The following is a 16,137-nucleotide window of genomic DNA, read 5'->3' as shown; positions in this document are numbered from 1 at the left end:
GCGGCTGTCCGCCCGAAACATCTGTGGAGCACGGCATGGCGGATGCCCATTTTGCCTTTGGTTCGGTTCAGGTGGCGATCAATTTCGAGGCCATCGACGCCCTGTTCGAGCGGGCTCACGCCCAGGGACGCGATTCCCTGTTCGAGTACGAGGTCTACGACCTGCTCAAGGCCTCGGGCGCGGAGACCCCGCCCGGTTGCGTGCTGCTGGAGCGGAGCGGACGGTTCACGGACGAGCAGCTTGCGGTCCTGCCCGGCGACAGGGTGGTTCTCAAGATCGTCTCGCCCGCCATCGTGCACAAGACCGAGGCGGGCGGAGTGCGCGTGGTCGAGAACCGGCCCGACGCCATCCGCTCGGCCGTGCGGCGCATGCTCTACGAGGTCCCGGAGAACTACGCCGCCGCCCTGGAGCGCGATCCCGGTTCCGCGCCCGCGCCCTATCGCGGGCTTTCGGGAGAGCCCCTGGTCACGGCCGTGTCCCGCGATCTGCGCGGGGTGCTCATGGTCCAGTTCATGGAGCCGGACTCCACGGCCTTCGGCAACGAGCTGCTGGTGGGCATCCGCAAGACCCGCGAGTTCGGCATGGTCGTCACCGCCGGGCTGGGCGGCACGGACACCGAGCTGTACGCCGAGCGGTTCCGCAAGGGCCAGGCCCTGACTATCGCCTCCACGGCCCTGACCGACGGCGTCCGCTTCTTCGAGCTGTTCCGCAAAACCATCTCCTACCGCAAGCTGGCCGGGCTGACGCGCGGACAGCGGCGCATCGTCACCGACGAGCAGCTCATCGAGTGCTTTTCCTCCTTCATCGACATGGCCAACCACTACTCCCCGGACAATCCGGACGCGCCCTTCCACATCGAGGAGCTGGAGATCAACCCGTTCGCCTATGCCGACTACCTCATGGTCCCCCTGGACGGGCTGTGCCGCTTCTCGGGACCGACATCGGTCCGCGCCCCGCGTCCGGTGGGGCGCATCGCCGACCTGCTCAAGCCGTCCTCCATCGGCATCGTCGGGGTCTCGGCCTCGCGCATGAATTTCGGCCGGATCATCCTCAAGAACGTGCTCGAGGCGGGCTTTCCGGCCGGCAACGTGCGGCTGGTCAAGCCGGGCGAGACCGAGATCGACGGGGTGGCCTGCGTCCCGGACCTGAAGTCGCTGGACCGCGTGCTCGACCTGTTCGTGGTCGCCGTGGGCGCGGACCAGGTCCCGGCCCTGGTGGACGAACTGGTGGCCCTGGACTGCGCCCGGTCGGTCATGCTCATCCCCGGCGGGCTGGGCGAGACCGCGGAGAGCCGCGAGCGCGCCGCCGGGGTGATCGCCCGCATCGACGCGGCCCACGCCGTGGGCGCGGGGCCGGTCTTCCTGGGCGGCAACTGCATGGGCGTGGTCTCCCGGCCCGGCCGCTACGACACCTGGTTCATCCCCGAGGAGAAACTGCCCGCCCTGGCCCCGGGCGGCCACCACCGGGCGGCCTTCATCTCCCAGTCGGGCGCGTTCATGCTCACCCGGCTGTCCCAGTGCCCCTTCCTCAACCCGGCCTACATGGTCTCCATGGGCAACCAGACCGACCTGACGCTCGGCGACATGGTCGCGCATTTCGCCGGGGCCGACGACGTGGACGTCATCGCGGTCTACGCCGAGGGGTTCAACGACCTGGACGGGCTGAATTTCTGCCGGGGCGTGCGCCGGGCCGTGCGCGCGGGCAAGGACGTTGTCTTCTACAAGGCGGGCCGCACCCCGGAGGGCAAGTCCGCCACCAGCGGCCACACCGCCTCCCTGGCCGGGGACTACGCGGTCTGCGAGGCCTGCGTGCGCCAGGCCGGGGCCATCGTGGCCCACTCCTTCACCCAGTTCGAGAACCTGTTCATGCTGGCCGAGCGGCTGAACGGCAAGACCATCGGCGGCAACCGGCTGGCCGCCGTGTCCGGCGCGGGCTTCGAGGCCGTGGGCATGGCCGACTCCATCCAGAGCGACGACTACTCCATGACTCTGGCCCCCCTGGCCGACGGCACCCGCGAGGCCCTGCGCTCGCTCGTGGCCGCCAACCGGCTGGCCGGGCTGGTCACGGTGACCAACCCCCTGGACATCACCCCGGCGGCCGACGACCAGGTCCATGCCGAGGCCGTGCGCATCCTGGCCTCGGACCCCGGCGTGGACGCGGTGGTGGTCGGCCTGGACCCCATGTCCCCGGTCATGCGCACCCTGGCCGACCCGGACACCCCCCTGACCATGGACAACGAGCGGTCCATCGCCGCGCTCCTGGCCGACCTGCTGCCCCGGCTCGACACCCCGGTCATCGGCGTGGTGGACGGCGGCCGCCAGTACGACCCCCTGGTGGATCGGCTGAAACAGGCCGGGCTGTGCACCTTCCGTACCTCGGATCAGGCCGTGGCCGCCCTGGCCCAGTACATGGACGGGCGGCTCAACGCGGCCCGCATCCGGACGAACTGACCGGCGTGCGCGCACAAAAAAAGACCCCGGACCGGTCCGGGGTCTTTTTTTGTGCGCTCCGTCGCCCGTCAGTACATCAGCCTGGGCAGGAACAGGATGATCTGCGGGAAGATGAACAGCAGGCCGATGCCCACGATGATCGAGAGCATGAACGGCAGGATGCCCTTGAACACGTCCTCGAGCGTCACGTCCGGGGCGATCTTGCGGCACATGCCGTAGACCACGTAGACGTTGATGCCCACCGGCGGGGTGATCACGCCCATCTCGGTGACGAGCACGATGATGACGCCGAACCAGATGGGGTCGAAGCCCATGTTCGTGACCACCGGGTAGAAGACCGGGATGGTCAGCATGATCAGGGCCAGGGAGTCCATGAAGCAGCCGCCGATGAAGTAGATCAGGATGATCGTGCCCATGATGGCGAAGGGCGGCATGTCGAAGGCGGAGACCCACTCGGCGATGTCGAAGGGGATGCGCGTCACGGCCAGGAACTTGCCGAAGACCACCGCGCCCGCGATAAGCACCAATACCATGCATGAGGTGCGCAGGGTCTCGTACAGCGAGTTGACGAAGGCCTGCCAGGTCAGCTGGCGTTTGACCAAAGCCAGGACGAGCACGCCGATGACGCCGATGGAGGCGGCCTCGGTGGGGGTGAACAGCCCCCAGAACAGGCCGCCGATGACCAGGGCGAAGATCAGCAGGGTGTCGATCAGGTTGGCCAGGGACGAGAGCTTTTCGGCCCAGGTGAAGGAGTCGCCCTTGGGTCCCAGGGCCGGGTTGATCCGGCACTGGATGTAGATGCCGACGATGAACAGGAAGGTCAGCAGGATGGCCGGCAGGATGCCCGAGACGAACAGCGCCCCGATGGACTGCTCGGTCAGCACGCCGTAGATGATCAGGACCACCGAGGGCGGCATGATCATGCCCAGTCCGCCGCCCGAGGCCACCGAGGCGGCGGCCAGGGAGTTGGCGTAGCCGTAGCGCTTCATCTCCGGGATGCCCACCGTGGACATGGTCGCGGCCGTGGCCGGGCTGGACCCGCAGACCGCGCCGAAGGCGGTGCAGGCCGAGACCGTGGCCATGGCCAGCCCGCCCCTGGTGCTGCCCAGGAAGCGGTAGGCGGTCTGGTAGAGCCGCCGCGAGATGCCGCAGTTGAAGGCGATCTGGCCCATGAGGATGAACAGCGGGATGGTCGAAAGCTCGTAGGAGGCGAAGGCGTCGTAGATGTTCCGGCTCATGAGGTTGAGCCCGCCCCTCCAGGAGGTCAGCAGGGAGAAGCCCACGAACCCCACGAGCATCATGACGAAGGCCACGGGCATCCTGGTCATGAACAGGAAGACCATGATGCAGATGCCGATGACCCCGGCGGTGGTCGGATCCATGGCTAGGCCCCCCGTTTCCTGAAGAATTTGACCACGTCCGCGAGCAGGCAGAGGGCGTAGACGAAGAAGCCGAAGGCCAGGACGTAGACCACGTAGTATTCGGGCAGCTCCAGGTTCATGGAGACCTCGCCCGACTCGGCCAGGGTTCCGGCGTACAGGAACATGCGCCAGGTGATGATTCCCACCAGGAACAGGGTGGCCAGGGTGGTCAGCAGTTCGAGGGGCTCGCGGACCCGCCGGGGCAGGCGGCGGACCAGGATCTCCACGCCGATGTGGCTTTTCTGGTAGTGGGCGTAGGGCAGGGCGAAGCCCACCGCGATGACGCCGAGGATGGCCACGATCTCCTCGCAGCCGAAGATGGGGGTGTTGAACGCGCCGCGCAGGAACACGTCCGCGCCGGTCATGGCCGCCATGCCCACCAGGGAGATCGCGGCGATGATGCGCATGATCTTCTCGGTGATGAGCAGCGGTCCCTTGACTTCTTCCATGAATACGATCCTTTGCACGATGAACGGGGCGGGTGTCTGGCCCGCCCCGTCCGGTAATGGGTTATTGCAGGGTGGACTGGGTGAAGGCCAGTACGGTCTTGCCGTCGAGGCCCTTGTCGTTCAGTTCGGTCACGTAGTTGTCCAGCACGGGTTGGGCCGCCTTGGCCCAGGCCGCCGATTCCTCGGCGCTCAGTTCGACGATCTCGCCGCCCTGGTCCAGGAAGAACTGCCGCCCGTCCGCGTCGGCCGCGTCCCAGGCGGCGGCGTGTCTGCCCGCCCACTCCCGGTTGATCTCGCGGATGATCTTCTGCGACTCGGGGTCGATGGCGGCCCACTTATCCTTGTTCATGACGATGAAGAAGACCGTGGTGTAGGCCACGGAAAAGTCGTCCGTGCCGAACTTGCAGACCTCGCCGAGCTTGAAGGAGCGGTTGGACTCGATGGGGTGCATGGAGCCGTCCACCACGCCCTTTTGCAGCAGCTGGTAGTTCTCGGACATGGGCTTGGCCACCGGGGTGCCGCCCAGGGCCGCGACCAGCTTGGCCGAGTTGCCCGTGGCCCGGATCTTCTCGCCCTGCATGTCCGTAAGCGTCTTGATGGGCTTGCTCACGGTGAACAGCAGGCCCGGGCCGTGGCCGTTGAAGTACATGGGCTCCACGTCGGCCAGCTCTTCGGGCTTGAAGTGCTCGTAAACCGCGTTGGCCGTTGCCGTGGCCTGGGCCGCGTCCTTGTAGCCGAGCGGCAGGTCCACGGCGGCCATGACCGGGAAGCGCCCGCGCGAGTAGGCCAGGCAGGACAGGCCGATGTCGGAGATGCCCTCGACCACGCCGTCATAGCACTGGGCGGCCTTGGACAGGGTGCCGCCGGGATAGTATTCGATGACCACCTTGCCGCCGGTGCGCTTCTCGACTTCCTTGCACCACGCCTCGGCCAGCTGGGACTGGTGGTTGGTGGGCGGGAAAAAGTTGGAGTAGGTCAGCTTGACCTCGGCACGCGCCTGGCCGGACAGCCCGATGCAGAGCAGGCCCACGGCCAGGACCGTGGTTAAAAGTTTTTTCATTGTCTCCCTCCGGATGGTTGCTTGGGTTCCGAGGAGGAGCCGCGAGGGCTCCCCCCTTGTATATGAAATGTCCTACGGACTTTTGGTCATGACCTCCTTGATGAACTCGACCACGGCCTTGCCGTCGACGGACTTGCCCTCGCCGTCGGCGTAGCCGTCCAGGACCGGCTGGGCGGCCTGCACCCAGCGGGCGGCCTCGGCGGGTTCGAGTTCATAGAAGTCGCCGCCCTTGGAGGTCAGGAACTCGCGTCCCTCGGCGTCCGAGTCGTCCCAGGCCTGGCCGTGCTTGACCGACCACTCCTGGTCGATCTGGCGGATGATCTCTTGGTTTTCCGGGGAGATCTGGTTCCACTTGGCCTTGTTCATGACGATGAAGAAGGTGGTGGTGTAGCCCACGCAGGCGGACAGGGTGCAGTGCCTGACCACCTCGCCGAGCTTCCATCCCTTGTTGGACTCCATGGGATGGATGGAGCCGTCCACCACGCCCTTTTGCAGGGACTGGTAGGCTGCGGGCATGGGCTGGGCCACCGGGGTGCCGCCCAGCGCCTCGATGAGCTTGGCCGAGTTGCCGGTGGAGCGGATCTTGAGGCCCTTGAGGTCGGCCAGGGTGTGGACCGGCTTGTCCACGGTGAAGAGCAGGCCCGGCCCGTGGGCGTGGAAGTACATGGGCACCACGTCGTCGAACTCGGCGGGCGAGAACTTGTCGTAGACCGCGTTGGCCACGGCCGTGGCCTGGACGCCGTTCTTGTAGCCCATGGGCAGGTCCACGGCGGCCATGACCGGGAAGCGCCCGCGCGAGTAGGCCAGGGCGGACTGGCCGAGGTCGGAGATGCCCTCGACCACGCCGTCGTAGCACTGTTTGGCCGGGCTGAGCGTGCCGCCGGGGTAGAAGTCGATGATGACCGCCTTGCCGGTGCGCAGCTCCACCTCGTCGCACCACTGCTGGGCCAGTTTGGACTGGATGTGGGTGGGCGGGAAGAAGCTGGAATAGGTCAGCCGCACGGATTCGGCGCGGGCCGGGGAGGCCAGGCCGGCGGCGATGAGGACCAGGGCCGTCAGGGTCAGCAAAATCTTACGCATGGGGTATCTCGCTTGTAATGAAGTGATATGGTCGCAGCGGGACTCAGTCCCGCCTGGTGCCGTTCTTGACGGCCAGGGCGATGGCCGCCTCGCGCACCTCGCCGAGGGTCAGGGTCTCGGTGCCGAGTGCGCGGTGGATGAGGAAGCCCTCGAACAGGGCGGTGTTCAGGGCTCCGATCTTCTCGGGGGGGAAGTCGGATGTCACGTGGTTGCGGACCAGGTCGGCGAAGACCCGGTCGGACAGGCGGTAGTCGGACTTGTTCAGGAGCCTGCGCAGGTTTTCGTTGGTGGCCGCGTGGATGGTGAACTCCAGGAAGATGGCCGACCAGTTGCGGTCCGCCACGATGGTCTCCAGGAAGTCCCAGATGATGTGCATGGCCGCTTCGAGGTCGGCGGCCTTCTGCACCCGGTCGTGGCGGGTGGCCCGGTACTGCTTGAACTTCTGCTCCACGATCTGGAGGAAGAGCTCGTCCTTGGAGTTCCAGTGGCGGTAGAAGCTGCCCTTGGCGTAGCCCGCGTGCTCGGTGATCTCGGCCACCGAGGTGTTGGCGAACCCCTTGGTGCCGAACAGCTCGATGGCCGAAGCCATGAGCTCCTGCATGGTCTGCTGGGATTTTTCCTGCTGTCTGGTCGCCATCTTCCGCCCCCATCTCCCGGAATCGCTGATTTTTTATTGTGACCCATGGTCAACTTGCGACTTGCGGTCAAAAAGTGACCGATGGTCACATCAAAGAAATCAGAGGTAGCAGGGGGCCGGTGAAGAGTCAACCCCGCCCGAGCGAAAAACAGGAAAAGACCGGGGGGATAATAAAAAGCACACTACTTCGCGCACCCCGCGAAGCGTACTAAAAAGCTTTGGAAAAGGATGGGGAAGGGGGTCCGGGGGAAGGGGAAGGAAAGAACCTTTCTCGAAAGGTTTTTCCTTCCCCTTCCCCCGGCCGCCGGAGGCTATTTCTTCCAGTACGGGTGGGAGATGTCCTCGAAGGCGGACATGGCGGCCACGGAGCCTTCGCCGATGGCGGTGACGATCTGTTGCAGGCCGCCGGTCAGGTCGCCGCAGGCGTAGACGCGCGGCACGTTGGTGCGCTTGTCCGGGCCGGCCTTGACGTAGCCCTCGGTGGTCAGCTCCACGCCCATGGCCTTGGCCAGCTCGGTGGCGGCCTTCTGGCCGATGGCCATGAACACGCCGTCCAGGGGCAGTTCGGTCTCGGCCCGGGTCATGAGGTTGCGCAACTTGAGGGCGGTGACCTTCCTCCCGTCGCCCTCGATCGCCTCGACCACGGTGTTCCACAGGACCGGAATCCCCTCGCGCTCCACGGAGTCGATGAGCGGCTTCTGGGCGCGGAACTGGTCGCGGCGGTGGATGAGGGTCACGTCCACGCCGAGGTTCTTGAGGTGCAGGGCGTCGGTCAGGGCGGTGTTGCCGCCGCCCACGATGGCCACGGTTTTGCCCTTGTACAGGTAGCCGTCGCAGGAGGCGCAGTAGTTGACCCCGCGCCCGAAATAGGTCTCCTCGCCGGGCACGCCGAGCTTGCGGTAGCTCGCGCCCGTGGCCAGGATGACCGCCTTGGCCGGGTACTCGCCCCGGGCGGTGGTCACGGTGATGGGCTCGTCCTTGGCCGGGTCGCCCACGGTGATGGACTCCACGCCCTCGCCCTCGTGCACGGGCACGTACTGGCGGGCATGCTCGCTCATGATGTCCATGAGCTGCTTGCCGGGCACGGCGGTGAAGCCGGGGTAGTTCTCGACCACCGGGGTCAGGGCCACCTGGCCGCCGACGATGGACTTCTCCAGGACCACGGCCTTGAGTCCGGCGCGCACGGCGTAGATGCCCGCAGTCAGCCCGGCCGGGCCCGCGCCGATGATGACCAGGTCCACGGCGCCCGGCTCGATGGTCCCGTAGCCCGTGGCGGTCTGCTTGCCCTCCACTCCGGGCAGCTTGCCCTCCTTGAGCAGGTCCTCGGCGGACCTGAGGTGGACCATCTCGACCACGAAGCGCTCCTCGGGCATGAGGCCCAGGCCGTCGTGCTCGCCCCGGTTGAAGACGGTGTGCGGCACCGAGCCCACGTTGTAGTGCTCGGTCAGCTCGCGGTTCTCGTTCATCTCCACGCACTCGGCCTTGACCAGGCCGGGCCGGGCGATGGCGGACTTGATGGCGTGCATGGCCTGGCCCGGACAATAGGGACAGGACGGCGAGACGAAGACCTGGACCAGGCGCTCCGTGTCCAGGGGGTCGAGCAGGGAAAGGGATGCCTCGGACAACCCGCTGGTGCGCAGGGAAACGAGCATGATGGCGGTGATGAAGGTCTTGCCCTCCTCGCCCAGCGGCGCCCCCAGGAAGCGGATGTGGTAGTCGTCCGGGTTGAGGCACAGGGTGGGTGAGGCGGTCACGCCCAGGGCCTGGGCGCGGTCGGACGGGATGTCGTATCGGGCGAAGGTGATCCTGTCGTCGAGTCTGGCCAGGTCGGCGCAAAATTTGGCGGTGTAGTCGGAAAATTCGTCGTTGACCCCGGATTGGGCGAAGAGTTCGAGGGAGACCGGCTCCTTGAGGGCCTTGAAGGTCTCGGTCAGCTGCTTGCGGACGTCTTCGGGCAGGAACCAGTCGTGGTCGTCTTTCTTGAACAGGGACATGGGGAACCTCGCAGGTGATGACGGTAATCGTTATCGCAAAAGGTAGGAAGGCGAGGTCGCCGAGTCAAGGGGTCAGAGCACCATGACCCGGTTTCGGCCGTTGCGCTTGGCCTGGTACAGGGCGTCGTCGGCCCGCTTGAGCAGCCCTTCGATTGACCCGTCCTCGGGGCGCAGGGCGGTCACGCCGATGCTGATGGTGAAGGTGATGGTCTCGCCGTGGGTCTTGACCTCGCACCGCTCCACGCGGCGGCGCAGCCGCTCGGCCGTGTTCTCGCCCGCGCCGATGCGGGTCTGTGTCAGGGCGGCCTGGAACTCCTCGCCGCCCACCCGGCCGAAGAGGTCGGTGGTGCGCAGGGTGGACCGGCACAGGGCGACCAGTTCCTTGAGCACGTCGTCCCCGGCCGGATGGCCGAAGGTGTCGTTGATGCGCTTGAAGTGGTCGATGTCCAGGGAGAGCAGGACCAGGGAGGTGTTGTACCGCTTGCAGCGCTCGAACTCCTCGCTCAGGCGGGACATGAACTGGCGGCGGTTGCTCGCCCCGGTCAGGGGGTCGGTGGAGGCCAGGGTGCGCAGCTCGTCCTCCATCTTGCGCTGCTCGGTGACGTCCATGCTGATGCCGATGAGCCGGATGGGCATGCCCTTGTCGTCCACCTGGACCAGCCCCTCCAGGCGGATGTGCCGAGTGACGCCGTCCGGACGGACGATGCGGAATTCCAGGTACAGGGGCTCCTTGGTCTCGATGGACCGGGCCAGCTGGTACTCGGTGGCGGCCAGGTCGTCCGGGTGGATGCAGCTGCGCCAGTAGTCGAAGAGCTCCCGGGAGGGCATGGGCTCGGCCTGGTACAGGTCGAACATCTTGTGGTCCCAGAGCAGGTCGTCGGTGCGCAGGTCCCACTCCCAGATGCCCAGGTGGGCGGCGTCCGTGGCCAGGTCCAGCCGTTCGGCGATGGCCTTGAGGTCCTCCTCGCTGCGCTTGAGGTCGGTCATGTCCCGGGCCTCGAAGGACACGTAGTCCGTGTCGTCGCCCTCCACCTTGACCGGCTGGTAGGTGATGGACATGTACCGCTCGCCCTGGTCGGGCAGGTGCAGCCAGGTGGCCTCGGTCAGGGTCTCGCCTTCGAGGGCCCGGTCGATGGCGGGCCGGAACTGCTCCTCGAAGGCCTGGGTACCGAAGAGGATGCCCACGGGCTGGCCCACGATGGACTCCCGCGCAAGGCCGAAGATGCGCGTGTAGGACTGGTTGACGATGACGTAGCGGTAGTCGCCGTCGATGAGGGAGATGAGGTCCGGGTTGGTCTCGATGATCCGCTGGTAGCGCATCAGCTCGGTGCGGGCCTGTTCGCGCTCGCTGTCCTTTTTCATCAGTTCGAGGTTCAGCCCGGCCAGTTCGCGGTTGACCTGTTGCAGCCGGTCCGTGCGCCGCCGGACCTTTTCCTCGAGTTCGGCGTGGGCCGCGCTCAGTTCCGCACGGGAGCGGCGCCGCTGGACGATGCGCCAGGTGCCGTTCATGATCAGTTCCATGTGCCGGACGTCGTCCTCGGTGAAGTCGCCGGGCTTGTTGCCCACTCCGGCCAGGAGCACGATGCGGTCCTCGTCGAAGACAGGCACGCCCAGGTGGTTGCGGACCGGGATGTGTCCCTCGGGATAGCCCCGCTTGTCCGTCAGGCCGGGGTAGTCGTTGGTCAGCACCGGCCTGCGCAGCCTGACGGGTTCGCCCCACAGCCCGGTGTCCTGGAGGTGATAGATCTCGGGCACGTCCTTCAGGGTGCACTGCCCCATGACGCCCTTGGACCAGGCGTGCAGGGTCAGCACGGACTCGTCCTCGTTCAGCCGGTAGATGTAGCCGATCTCGCTGCCGGTCACCTCGGTGATGGCCTCCAGGGCGAAGTCGAGGATGTCGCTCTCCGAATGCTGGGTCATCTCGGACAGGGCGTAGAGCTTTTCGAAGCGGATTTCGTCCAGCTCCAGCCTGCGCAGGGCCTCGCGGTGTTCGGTGATGTCGGTGAAGGAGATCAGGTTGGCCCGGATGCCGCCGTAGTCGATGGACCGGGCGCTCAGGCTGGCCCACATGGGGGTGCCGTCCAGTCGGCGCATGGGCACGGGAAAATTGCGGATGAGCTGCTGATCCCGGAGCAGGGCCAGGAGGCGGTTGCGGTCGTTGACATTGACGTAGAAGGTCTCGGCGTTCTGGTCGCCGTCCTGCTCGGACAGGCCGAGGAACCGCTTGGCCTCGGCATTGGACAGAAGGATTTGTCCCTCCTCGGTGATGATGGCCATGCCGCCGGGCGCATTCTCGAAGACCAGGTGGTAACGGTCCTCGCAGGTCGCCTCGGCGGCATGCTCAAGGTCGGCTTCGAGCTCCGCGATGCGTTGTCGCGCCTTTTTGAGCTGCCCGCGCAGGGTCGTATCGTCCATTCGAGTCTCCCTCCGGAATGTCCGGCGCCATCCGCTTGCCAATATCGCGTCTTTTCAGCGGAAGGTCAATGCGCGGCTCGCGGCCGCGTTCGGGCGGGAACGAAAAGGGGGGCGCGGACGCCCCCCGAATCGGTCTGCCGGTTGCGGGCCTACTTCTTCCCGAAGATCTGCGCCGGGCGGGTGGTATCGCCGGTGGCGTTGGGGAAGTCGGGGTAGCGGTAGGCCTTGGTGTTGGTCTCGATGAGGTGGCGGGCCTCCTCCATGAACCGGTTGTAGCGGTGCTTGCACTCATAGAAGCCGTGCCACCAGGCGTAGTCCGGGGCCATCATGGCCGTGCCCATGCGCGCCCGGCGTCCCTCGTGGTGCCACAGCTCGTAGAACTCCACCTCCAGGTGCTCGTCGAAGTACTTGGTCTTGTCGAGCAGCCCCTTCTCGTACAGTTCGTCCATGGTCTTGCGCGCGGGCGCGTAGTAGACCTCGTTGTACTCCTTCACCGAGGTGTCGAGCTGGGTGTAGAAGTCGTCGATCCAGGACTGGCCGTGGCACTGGCCGCAGATGTTCTTCATCTTGTCGCGCTCCACCTTCCAGTCCGTGGCCGCGGGCAGCGGCTTGAACTCGGACGGGCGGACCGTCAGCGGGGCCTGGGTCTCCCAGGATATCCGTTCGGTCACGTCGTGGGTGGTGGCCACGTCGCCCGAGCCGGACATGTGGCAGGCGGCGCAGGTCGGGGCGCGGTAGTCCACGCCCGGGGTCCAGGCGCCGGGGGCCGAGTCGAAGTTGTATTCCTGCTTGAAGGCCTGGTAGATGTCGCCGTGCTTGGATTCGTTGAAGATCTCGATCTGCGGGTGGTCCGGGCCGAGGTGGCACTGGCCGCAGGTCTCGGGCTTGCGCGCCTCCATGACCGAGAAGCGGTGCCGGGTGTGGCAGCTGGTGCACGAGCCGAGGGAGCCGTCCATGTTCAGGCGGCCGACGCCCACGTTGGGCCAGGTGTCGGGATCGAGGCTGCCGTCCTTCATGGACAGCACCGTGCCGTGGCAGTAGAAGCAGCCGGTCTTGCGCTCGTTGTCCGAGTTCATGCCGCCGTTGAGCCACGGGTCGAGCTTCCAGATGATCTCCAGCGTGTTGGCGTGCTTGCTGACCGAGTACTGTTTGGCCTCGTCCGGGTGGCAGCGGGAGCAGTCCTTGGGCGTGACCGCCGAGGCCACGGGCACGAAGTACTGCTTCTCGCCCATGGGCAGGTTGCCCATGGAGTAGTACTTCTCATGGGACACGCTGATGTCCTGCTCGCCGGGCTGGGCCTGGTGGCAGTCCAGGCAGGTGATGCCCGCGGCCGCGTGGCGGCTCATGGCCCAGTCGGCGAAGATGCCGGGGGTCTCCTGTTTGTGGCACTCGATGCAGGCCGTGCCCTGGGGCGGTGTGGCCCGGTCCATGCGCAGCTCGCGGACCTTGGGGAAATTCTGCGCGCCCGCCGCGAGCGCGGTCAGGGCGATGACGGCCAGCGTCGCGGCCAGGGTGAACGTCACTCTGCGATACATACACTACCTCCTAGATTCCCAGGTTGGGCAGCCCGCCGGCCCGGTAGGGGGCGCTGAACTGCTTGTACTCGAAGAACTGCCTGTCGTTGTGGACCAGGTGTCGGTGGCAGTCGGTGCAGCGGTACTCCGTGCCTCCCCCGGCGTAGAGCACCCTGCGGTGGGCCAGCATGGCCCCGCGCTTGCCGGGCATGTTCAGGATATTCCGGTGGCACTTCATGCACTGGTCGTTCTTCATGGTCGCCCAGACGTGCTCGCGCATGACCTTCCTGTCGTAGGTCTCGTCCCCCCCTGTGAAGTGGGAGAAGACGTCCTTCATCCCGTGCATGGTCTTGGTGAAGAAGAAATCGACGGTGTCATGGGGCGCGGGCAGGTGGCAGTCCATGCAGTCGGCCACGAATCCCTGCCCGTTGTTGACGTGCGTCGAGCTCTTCCAGGCCATGACCGCCGGGCGGATCTCGTGACAGGTCCCGCAGAACTCCGGGGTCGAAGTCCTGACCATGGTGTAATAGGTCATGCTGAACAGGGGAAAGGCGATCAGGATGCCGAACAGGACCAACAGGATCGACTTGGCTTTTCGCTCCATACCTCCTCCCGGTTGTTTCCCCTCCATCCGGACCATTGCCCCCGGTCCGGATGGAGGGGAGGGTTTAATCCCCCATTAGCAGAAAAATGGGAAAAGAGGCAGAGGGAAACCGTTATATTTTGCGTTCCGTCGCGGATTTTTGCCTGTGGGGCGGAAAATCGGGCGAAAAAAAGGCCGGAAAGCGATTTCCGGCCCGAAAAGGGGTTCAAGACCCGCCCCGGCTACAGCTCGCACTCCGCCCTGGGGAAGGCGATCTCGAAGCAGGCGCCGCCCTCCTCCCAGGCGTCGGCCTTGATCTTCCCGCCGTAGTCGGTGACGATGCCGTAGGAGATGGACAGGCCGAGCCCGGTGCCCTTGCCCACGCCCTTGGTGGTGAAGAACGGCTCGAACAGACGCTCGCGGATGGCCGGGGGGATGCCCGCGCCCGTGTCGCAGATGCGGAAGACGATGCGTTCGTGTGTGCTGAAGGACTGGAGCAGGATGCGCTTGTCCGCGTCCTTGACGCCCTTCCAGCGGTCCTCGATGGCGTCGCGGGCGTTGAGCAGCAGGTTGATGACCACCTGTTCCAGCCGGTTGGAGTCGGCCATGATCAGGGGCAGGTTCTCCTCCAGCTCCCAGACCACCCGGATGTTGTGCACCTGCAGCTGCTGGCTGAAGAACTCGAAGCCGCGCTCCAGGACCTCGTTGACCTGCACCGGCATGGTCCGCAGGTCGGACTTGCGCCCGAACTCGCGCATGTGCTCGATGATCTTGGCCGCCCGGTCCACATGGGTGGAGATGCCCTCGGCCATTTCGCGCATGATCTCGGGCGAGACCTCCCGGTTGTGCTCGATCTTGCGGGTCAGCAGGTTGGAGATGGCCTGGAGGATGGTCAGCGGCTGGTTCAGCTCGTGGGCCACGCCCGTGCTCATCTCGCCCAGCGTGGTCATCTTGCTGGCCTGGATGAGCTGCTGCTCCACCTCGACCTTGCGGGTCACGTCCGTGCAGGTGACGATGAGGGTGTCGTTGCCCTCGAACCGGGCCGGGGAGATGCTCAGGAAGACGAAGAACGGCTTGCCGGACTTGTCCACGTGGGTGCACAGCTCGATCTCGGCCTGGGTGCGCACGGCCTCCTCCCAGTCCCCGGCCTCGTCCTCGCGGAAGAAGGCCATGAACGAGCGGCCGCGCATCTCCAGCTGGCTCCAGCCGTACATCTCCTGGGAGGACTCGTTGCAGTTGAGGATCTCCAGCGTCTGGCGGTCCAGGACGAAGACCGCGTTGGGGATGGAGTCGAAAATGGCGTGGTAGCGGTGCTCGGACGCGGCCAGCTTGGACTCCAGCTCGCGGCGGTGGGTGATGTCCACCATCATCTCCATGGCGGCCACGACCTTGCCCGTCTTGTCCTTGACCGGCGAGGTGTACACGATCCAGTGGATGCGCCGCCCGTCCTTGGACATGCCCGACTCCTCGGACATGTGCGAGCGGCCGTCGCGGAAGGTCCGGTCCACCGGGCAGACCGCGCACTTCTCGAGCCGCCCCTTGTTGACCTGCCAGCAGCGCTTGCCGTCGGGCAGGCCGAAGTGCCGCTCGTAGGCCGAGTTGTGGCGGATGATCCGGTAGTCGGCGTCCACCACCGAGACCAGGCAGGGCACGTTGTCGAACAGGTTGCGGTACTCCTCGCGCTGGTCGAGCAGCTCGCGGTGCTTGTCCGAGACCCGCTTGCCCATCATGTTGAAGGCCTGGCCCAGGGTGCCGATCTCGTCCACCTGTCCGATGTCGATGTCCGTGTACTCGGAGGCGCCGCTGATCCCCCGGGTGGCCGTTATCAGCCGCTTGATCGGCCGGAAGATGAACCGGTAGGTGAAGGCGAACAGGGCCAGGAAGGTGGCCGCGAAGACCACCACGGAGATGCCCATGTTGGCCCGCTCGAACATCCGGATCATGGAGTTCTTGGCGTCCATGTTCACGGTCACGTCCAGCAGGCCGAGGACCTGCTCGTCCTGGGAGTGCACGTGGCACGGACCGGGCGAGCACCCCTCGGAGTTGGCGATGGGGGTCATGATGGCCATGAGCTGGCGGCCGTCCGTCTCGATCATCCGGGTGCGCCGGGACAGGGGCAGGGCCGGCGGCGGCGGGTTGTAGCGGTGGCAGGCCCGGCAGGCCGGGGTCTCCTTGCCGATGACCGTACCGATCTCGTCCGGGATGTTGGAGAAGACGATGCGCCCCTCCTTGTTGTAGACCCGGATGTTCTCGATCTCCTCCTGCTTGGAGATGTTGTTGATGTTCTCTTTGATGTCCTCTTCGTTGTCGAGCATCATGGCGTAGTGCAGGGCGAGCATGATCGTGTCCGACACCATCTCGATGTCGGACATGACGTTGGAGACCACGTTGCTCTTGAAGTAGTAGACATTGAACCCGGTCCACAGGAGGATGCACAGGGTCAGCGTCACGCCGCCCGACAGGATCATCTTGGCGATGAGGCTTTCGCGGAACCGCTTCAGCACCTTGTCACCATCCTTTCGGGCGGACCGGCC

11 protein-coding genes are annotated in these 16,137 nt (G+C 65.9%); 1 reads left to right on the top strand and 10 read right to left on the bottom strand.

From position 1 onward, the window contains the following. Window positions 1-35: 35 nt before the first annotated feature. A complete protein-coding gene (locus DND132_RS07925; RefSeq protein ID WP_014322197.1) occupies window positions 36-2,450 on the top strand; it encodes an acetate--CoA ligase family protein in 2,415 nt (804 codons plus the stop codon). 68 nt (window positions 2,451-2,518) lie between these two features. On the opposite strand, the gene DND132_RS07920 is transcribed toward DND132_RS07925, so the two are convergent. The 10 genes from DND132_RS07920 to DND132_RS07875 all read right to left on the bottom strand — a co-directional run bounded on the left by DND132_RS07920 (window position 2,519) and on the right by DND132_RS07875 (window position 16,107). Continuing rightward, window positions 2,519-3,832, bottom strand: coding sequence for a TRAP transporter large permease (locus tag DND132_RS07920; protein WP_014322196.1), 1,314 nt, complete (start codon window positions 3,830-3,832; stop codon window positions 2,519-2,521). A 2-nt stretch (window positions 3,833-3,834) separates the two neighbouring features. Then, window positions 3,835-4,320, bottom strand: coding sequence for a TRAP transporter small permease (locus tag DND132_RS07915; RefSeq protein WP_014322195.1), 486 nt, complete (start codon window positions 4,318-4,320; stop codon window positions 3,835-3,837). A gap of 61 nt (window positions 4,321-4,381) precedes the next feature. Beyond that, window positions 4,382-5,380: a TRAP transporter substrate-binding protein gene (locus tag DND132_RS07910; protein ID WP_014322194.1), complete on the bottom strand. Its 999-nt coding sequence runs from the start codon at window positions 5,378-5,380 to the stop codon at window positions 4,382-4,384. A 72-nt stretch (window positions 5,381-5,452) separates the two neighbouring features. Beyond that, window positions 5,453-6,460, bottom strand: coding sequence for a TRAP transporter substrate-binding protein (locus tag DND132_RS07905; RefSeq protein WP_014322193.1), 1,008 nt, complete (start codon window positions 6,458-6,460; stop codon window positions 5,453-5,455). A 43-nt stretch (window positions 6,461-6,503) separates the two neighbouring features. Next, the gene (locus DND132_RS07900) at window positions 6,504-7,097 is read right to left on the bottom strand and encodes a TetR/AcrR family transcriptional regulator (RefSeq protein WP_014322192.1); all 594 of its coding nucleotides are present in this window, start codon (window positions 7,095-7,097) and stop codon (window positions 6,504-6,506) included. A gap of 311 nt (window positions 7,098-7,408) precedes the next feature. Then, window positions 7,409-9,091 carry an FAD-dependent oxidoreductase gene (locus DND132_RS07895; RefSeq protein ID WP_014322191.1) on the bottom strand — a complete coding sequence of 561 codons (1,683 nt, stop codon included), beginning with the start codon at window positions 9,089-9,091 and terminating at the stop codon, window positions 7,409-7,411. Between the two features lie 72 nt (window positions 9,092-9,163). Beyond that, window positions 9,164-11,506 (bottom strand): diguanylate cyclase, encoded by a 2,343-nt coding sequence (locus DND132_RS17640; protein ID WP_014322190.1) that lies wholly within the window; start codon window positions 11,504-11,506, stop codon window positions 9,164-9,166. Between the two features lie 149 nt (window positions 11,507-11,655). Further along, window positions 11,656-13,041 carry a multiheme c-type cytochrome gene (locus tag DND132_RS07885; RefSeq protein WP_014322189.1) on the bottom strand — a complete coding sequence of 462 codons (1,386 nt, stop codon included), beginning with the start codon at window positions 13,039-13,041 and terminating at the stop codon, window positions 11,656-11,658. A 10-nt stretch (window positions 13,042-13,051) separates the two neighbouring features. Beyond that, window positions 13,052-13,624 carry a NapC/NirT family cytochrome c gene (locus DND132_RS07880; RefSeq protein WP_014322188.1) on the bottom strand — a complete coding sequence of 191 codons (573 nt, stop codon included), beginning with the start codon at window positions 13,622-13,624 and terminating at the stop codon, window positions 13,052-13,054. Window positions 13,625-13,845: 221 nt separating this feature from the next. Next, complete coding sequence (locus tag DND132_RS07875) at window positions 13,846-16,107, bottom strand: PAS domain-containing protein (protein ID WP_014322187.1); 2,262 nt, start codon at window positions 16,105-16,107, stop codon at window positions 13,846-13,848. Window positions 16,108-16,137 lie beyond the last annotated feature (30 nt).

Source organism: Pseudodesulfovibrio mercurii, assembly GCF_000189295.2.
Classification (GTDB): domain Bacteria; phylum Desulfobacterota; class Desulfovibrionia; order Desulfovibrionales; family Desulfovibrionaceae; genus Pseudodesulfovibrio; species Pseudodesulfovibrio mercurii.
Note: the sequence above shows the minus strand (reverse complement) of the source record. Positions and strands in the feature narration are given on the sequence as shown.

Coding starts and splice junctions, on each gene's coding strand:
- DND132_RS07925 (WP_014322197.1), top strand. CDS start 36: ATGGCGGATGCCCATTTTGCCTTTGGTTCGGTTCAGGTGGCGATCAAT.
- DND132_RS07920 (WP_014322196.1), bottom strand. CDS start 3,832: ATGGATCCGACCACCGCCGGGGTCATCGGCATCTGCATCATGGTCTTC.
- DND132_RS07915 (WP_014322195.1), bottom strand. CDS start 4,320: ATGGAAGAAGTCAAGGGACCGCTGCTCATCACCGAGAAGATCATGCGC.
- DND132_RS07910 (WP_014322194.1), bottom strand. CDS start 5,380: ATGAAAAAACTTTTAACCACGGTCCTGGCCGTGGGCCTGCTCTGCATC.
- DND132_RS07905 (WP_014322193.1), bottom strand. CDS start 6,460: ATGCGTAAGATTTTGCTGACCCTGACGGCCCTGGTCCTCATCGCCGCC.
- DND132_RS07900 (WP_014322192.1), bottom strand. CDS start 7,097: ATGGCGACCAGACAGCAGGAAAAATCCCAGCAGACCATGCAGGAGCTC.
- DND132_RS07895 (WP_014322191.1), bottom strand. CDS start 9,091: ATGTCCCTGTTCAAGAAAGACGACCACGACTGGTTCCTGCCCGAAGAC.
- DND132_RS17640 (WP_014322190.1), bottom strand. CDS start 11,506: ATGGACGATACGACCCTGCGCGGGCAGCTCAAAAAGGCGCGACAACGC.
- DND132_RS07885 (WP_014322189.1), bottom strand. CDS start 13,041: ATGTATCGCAGAGTGACGTTCACCCTGGCCGCGACGCTGGCCGTCATC.
- DND132_RS07880 (WP_014322188.1), bottom strand. CDS start 13,624: ATGGAGCGAAAAGCCAAGTCGATCCTGTTGGTCCTGTTCGGCATCCTG.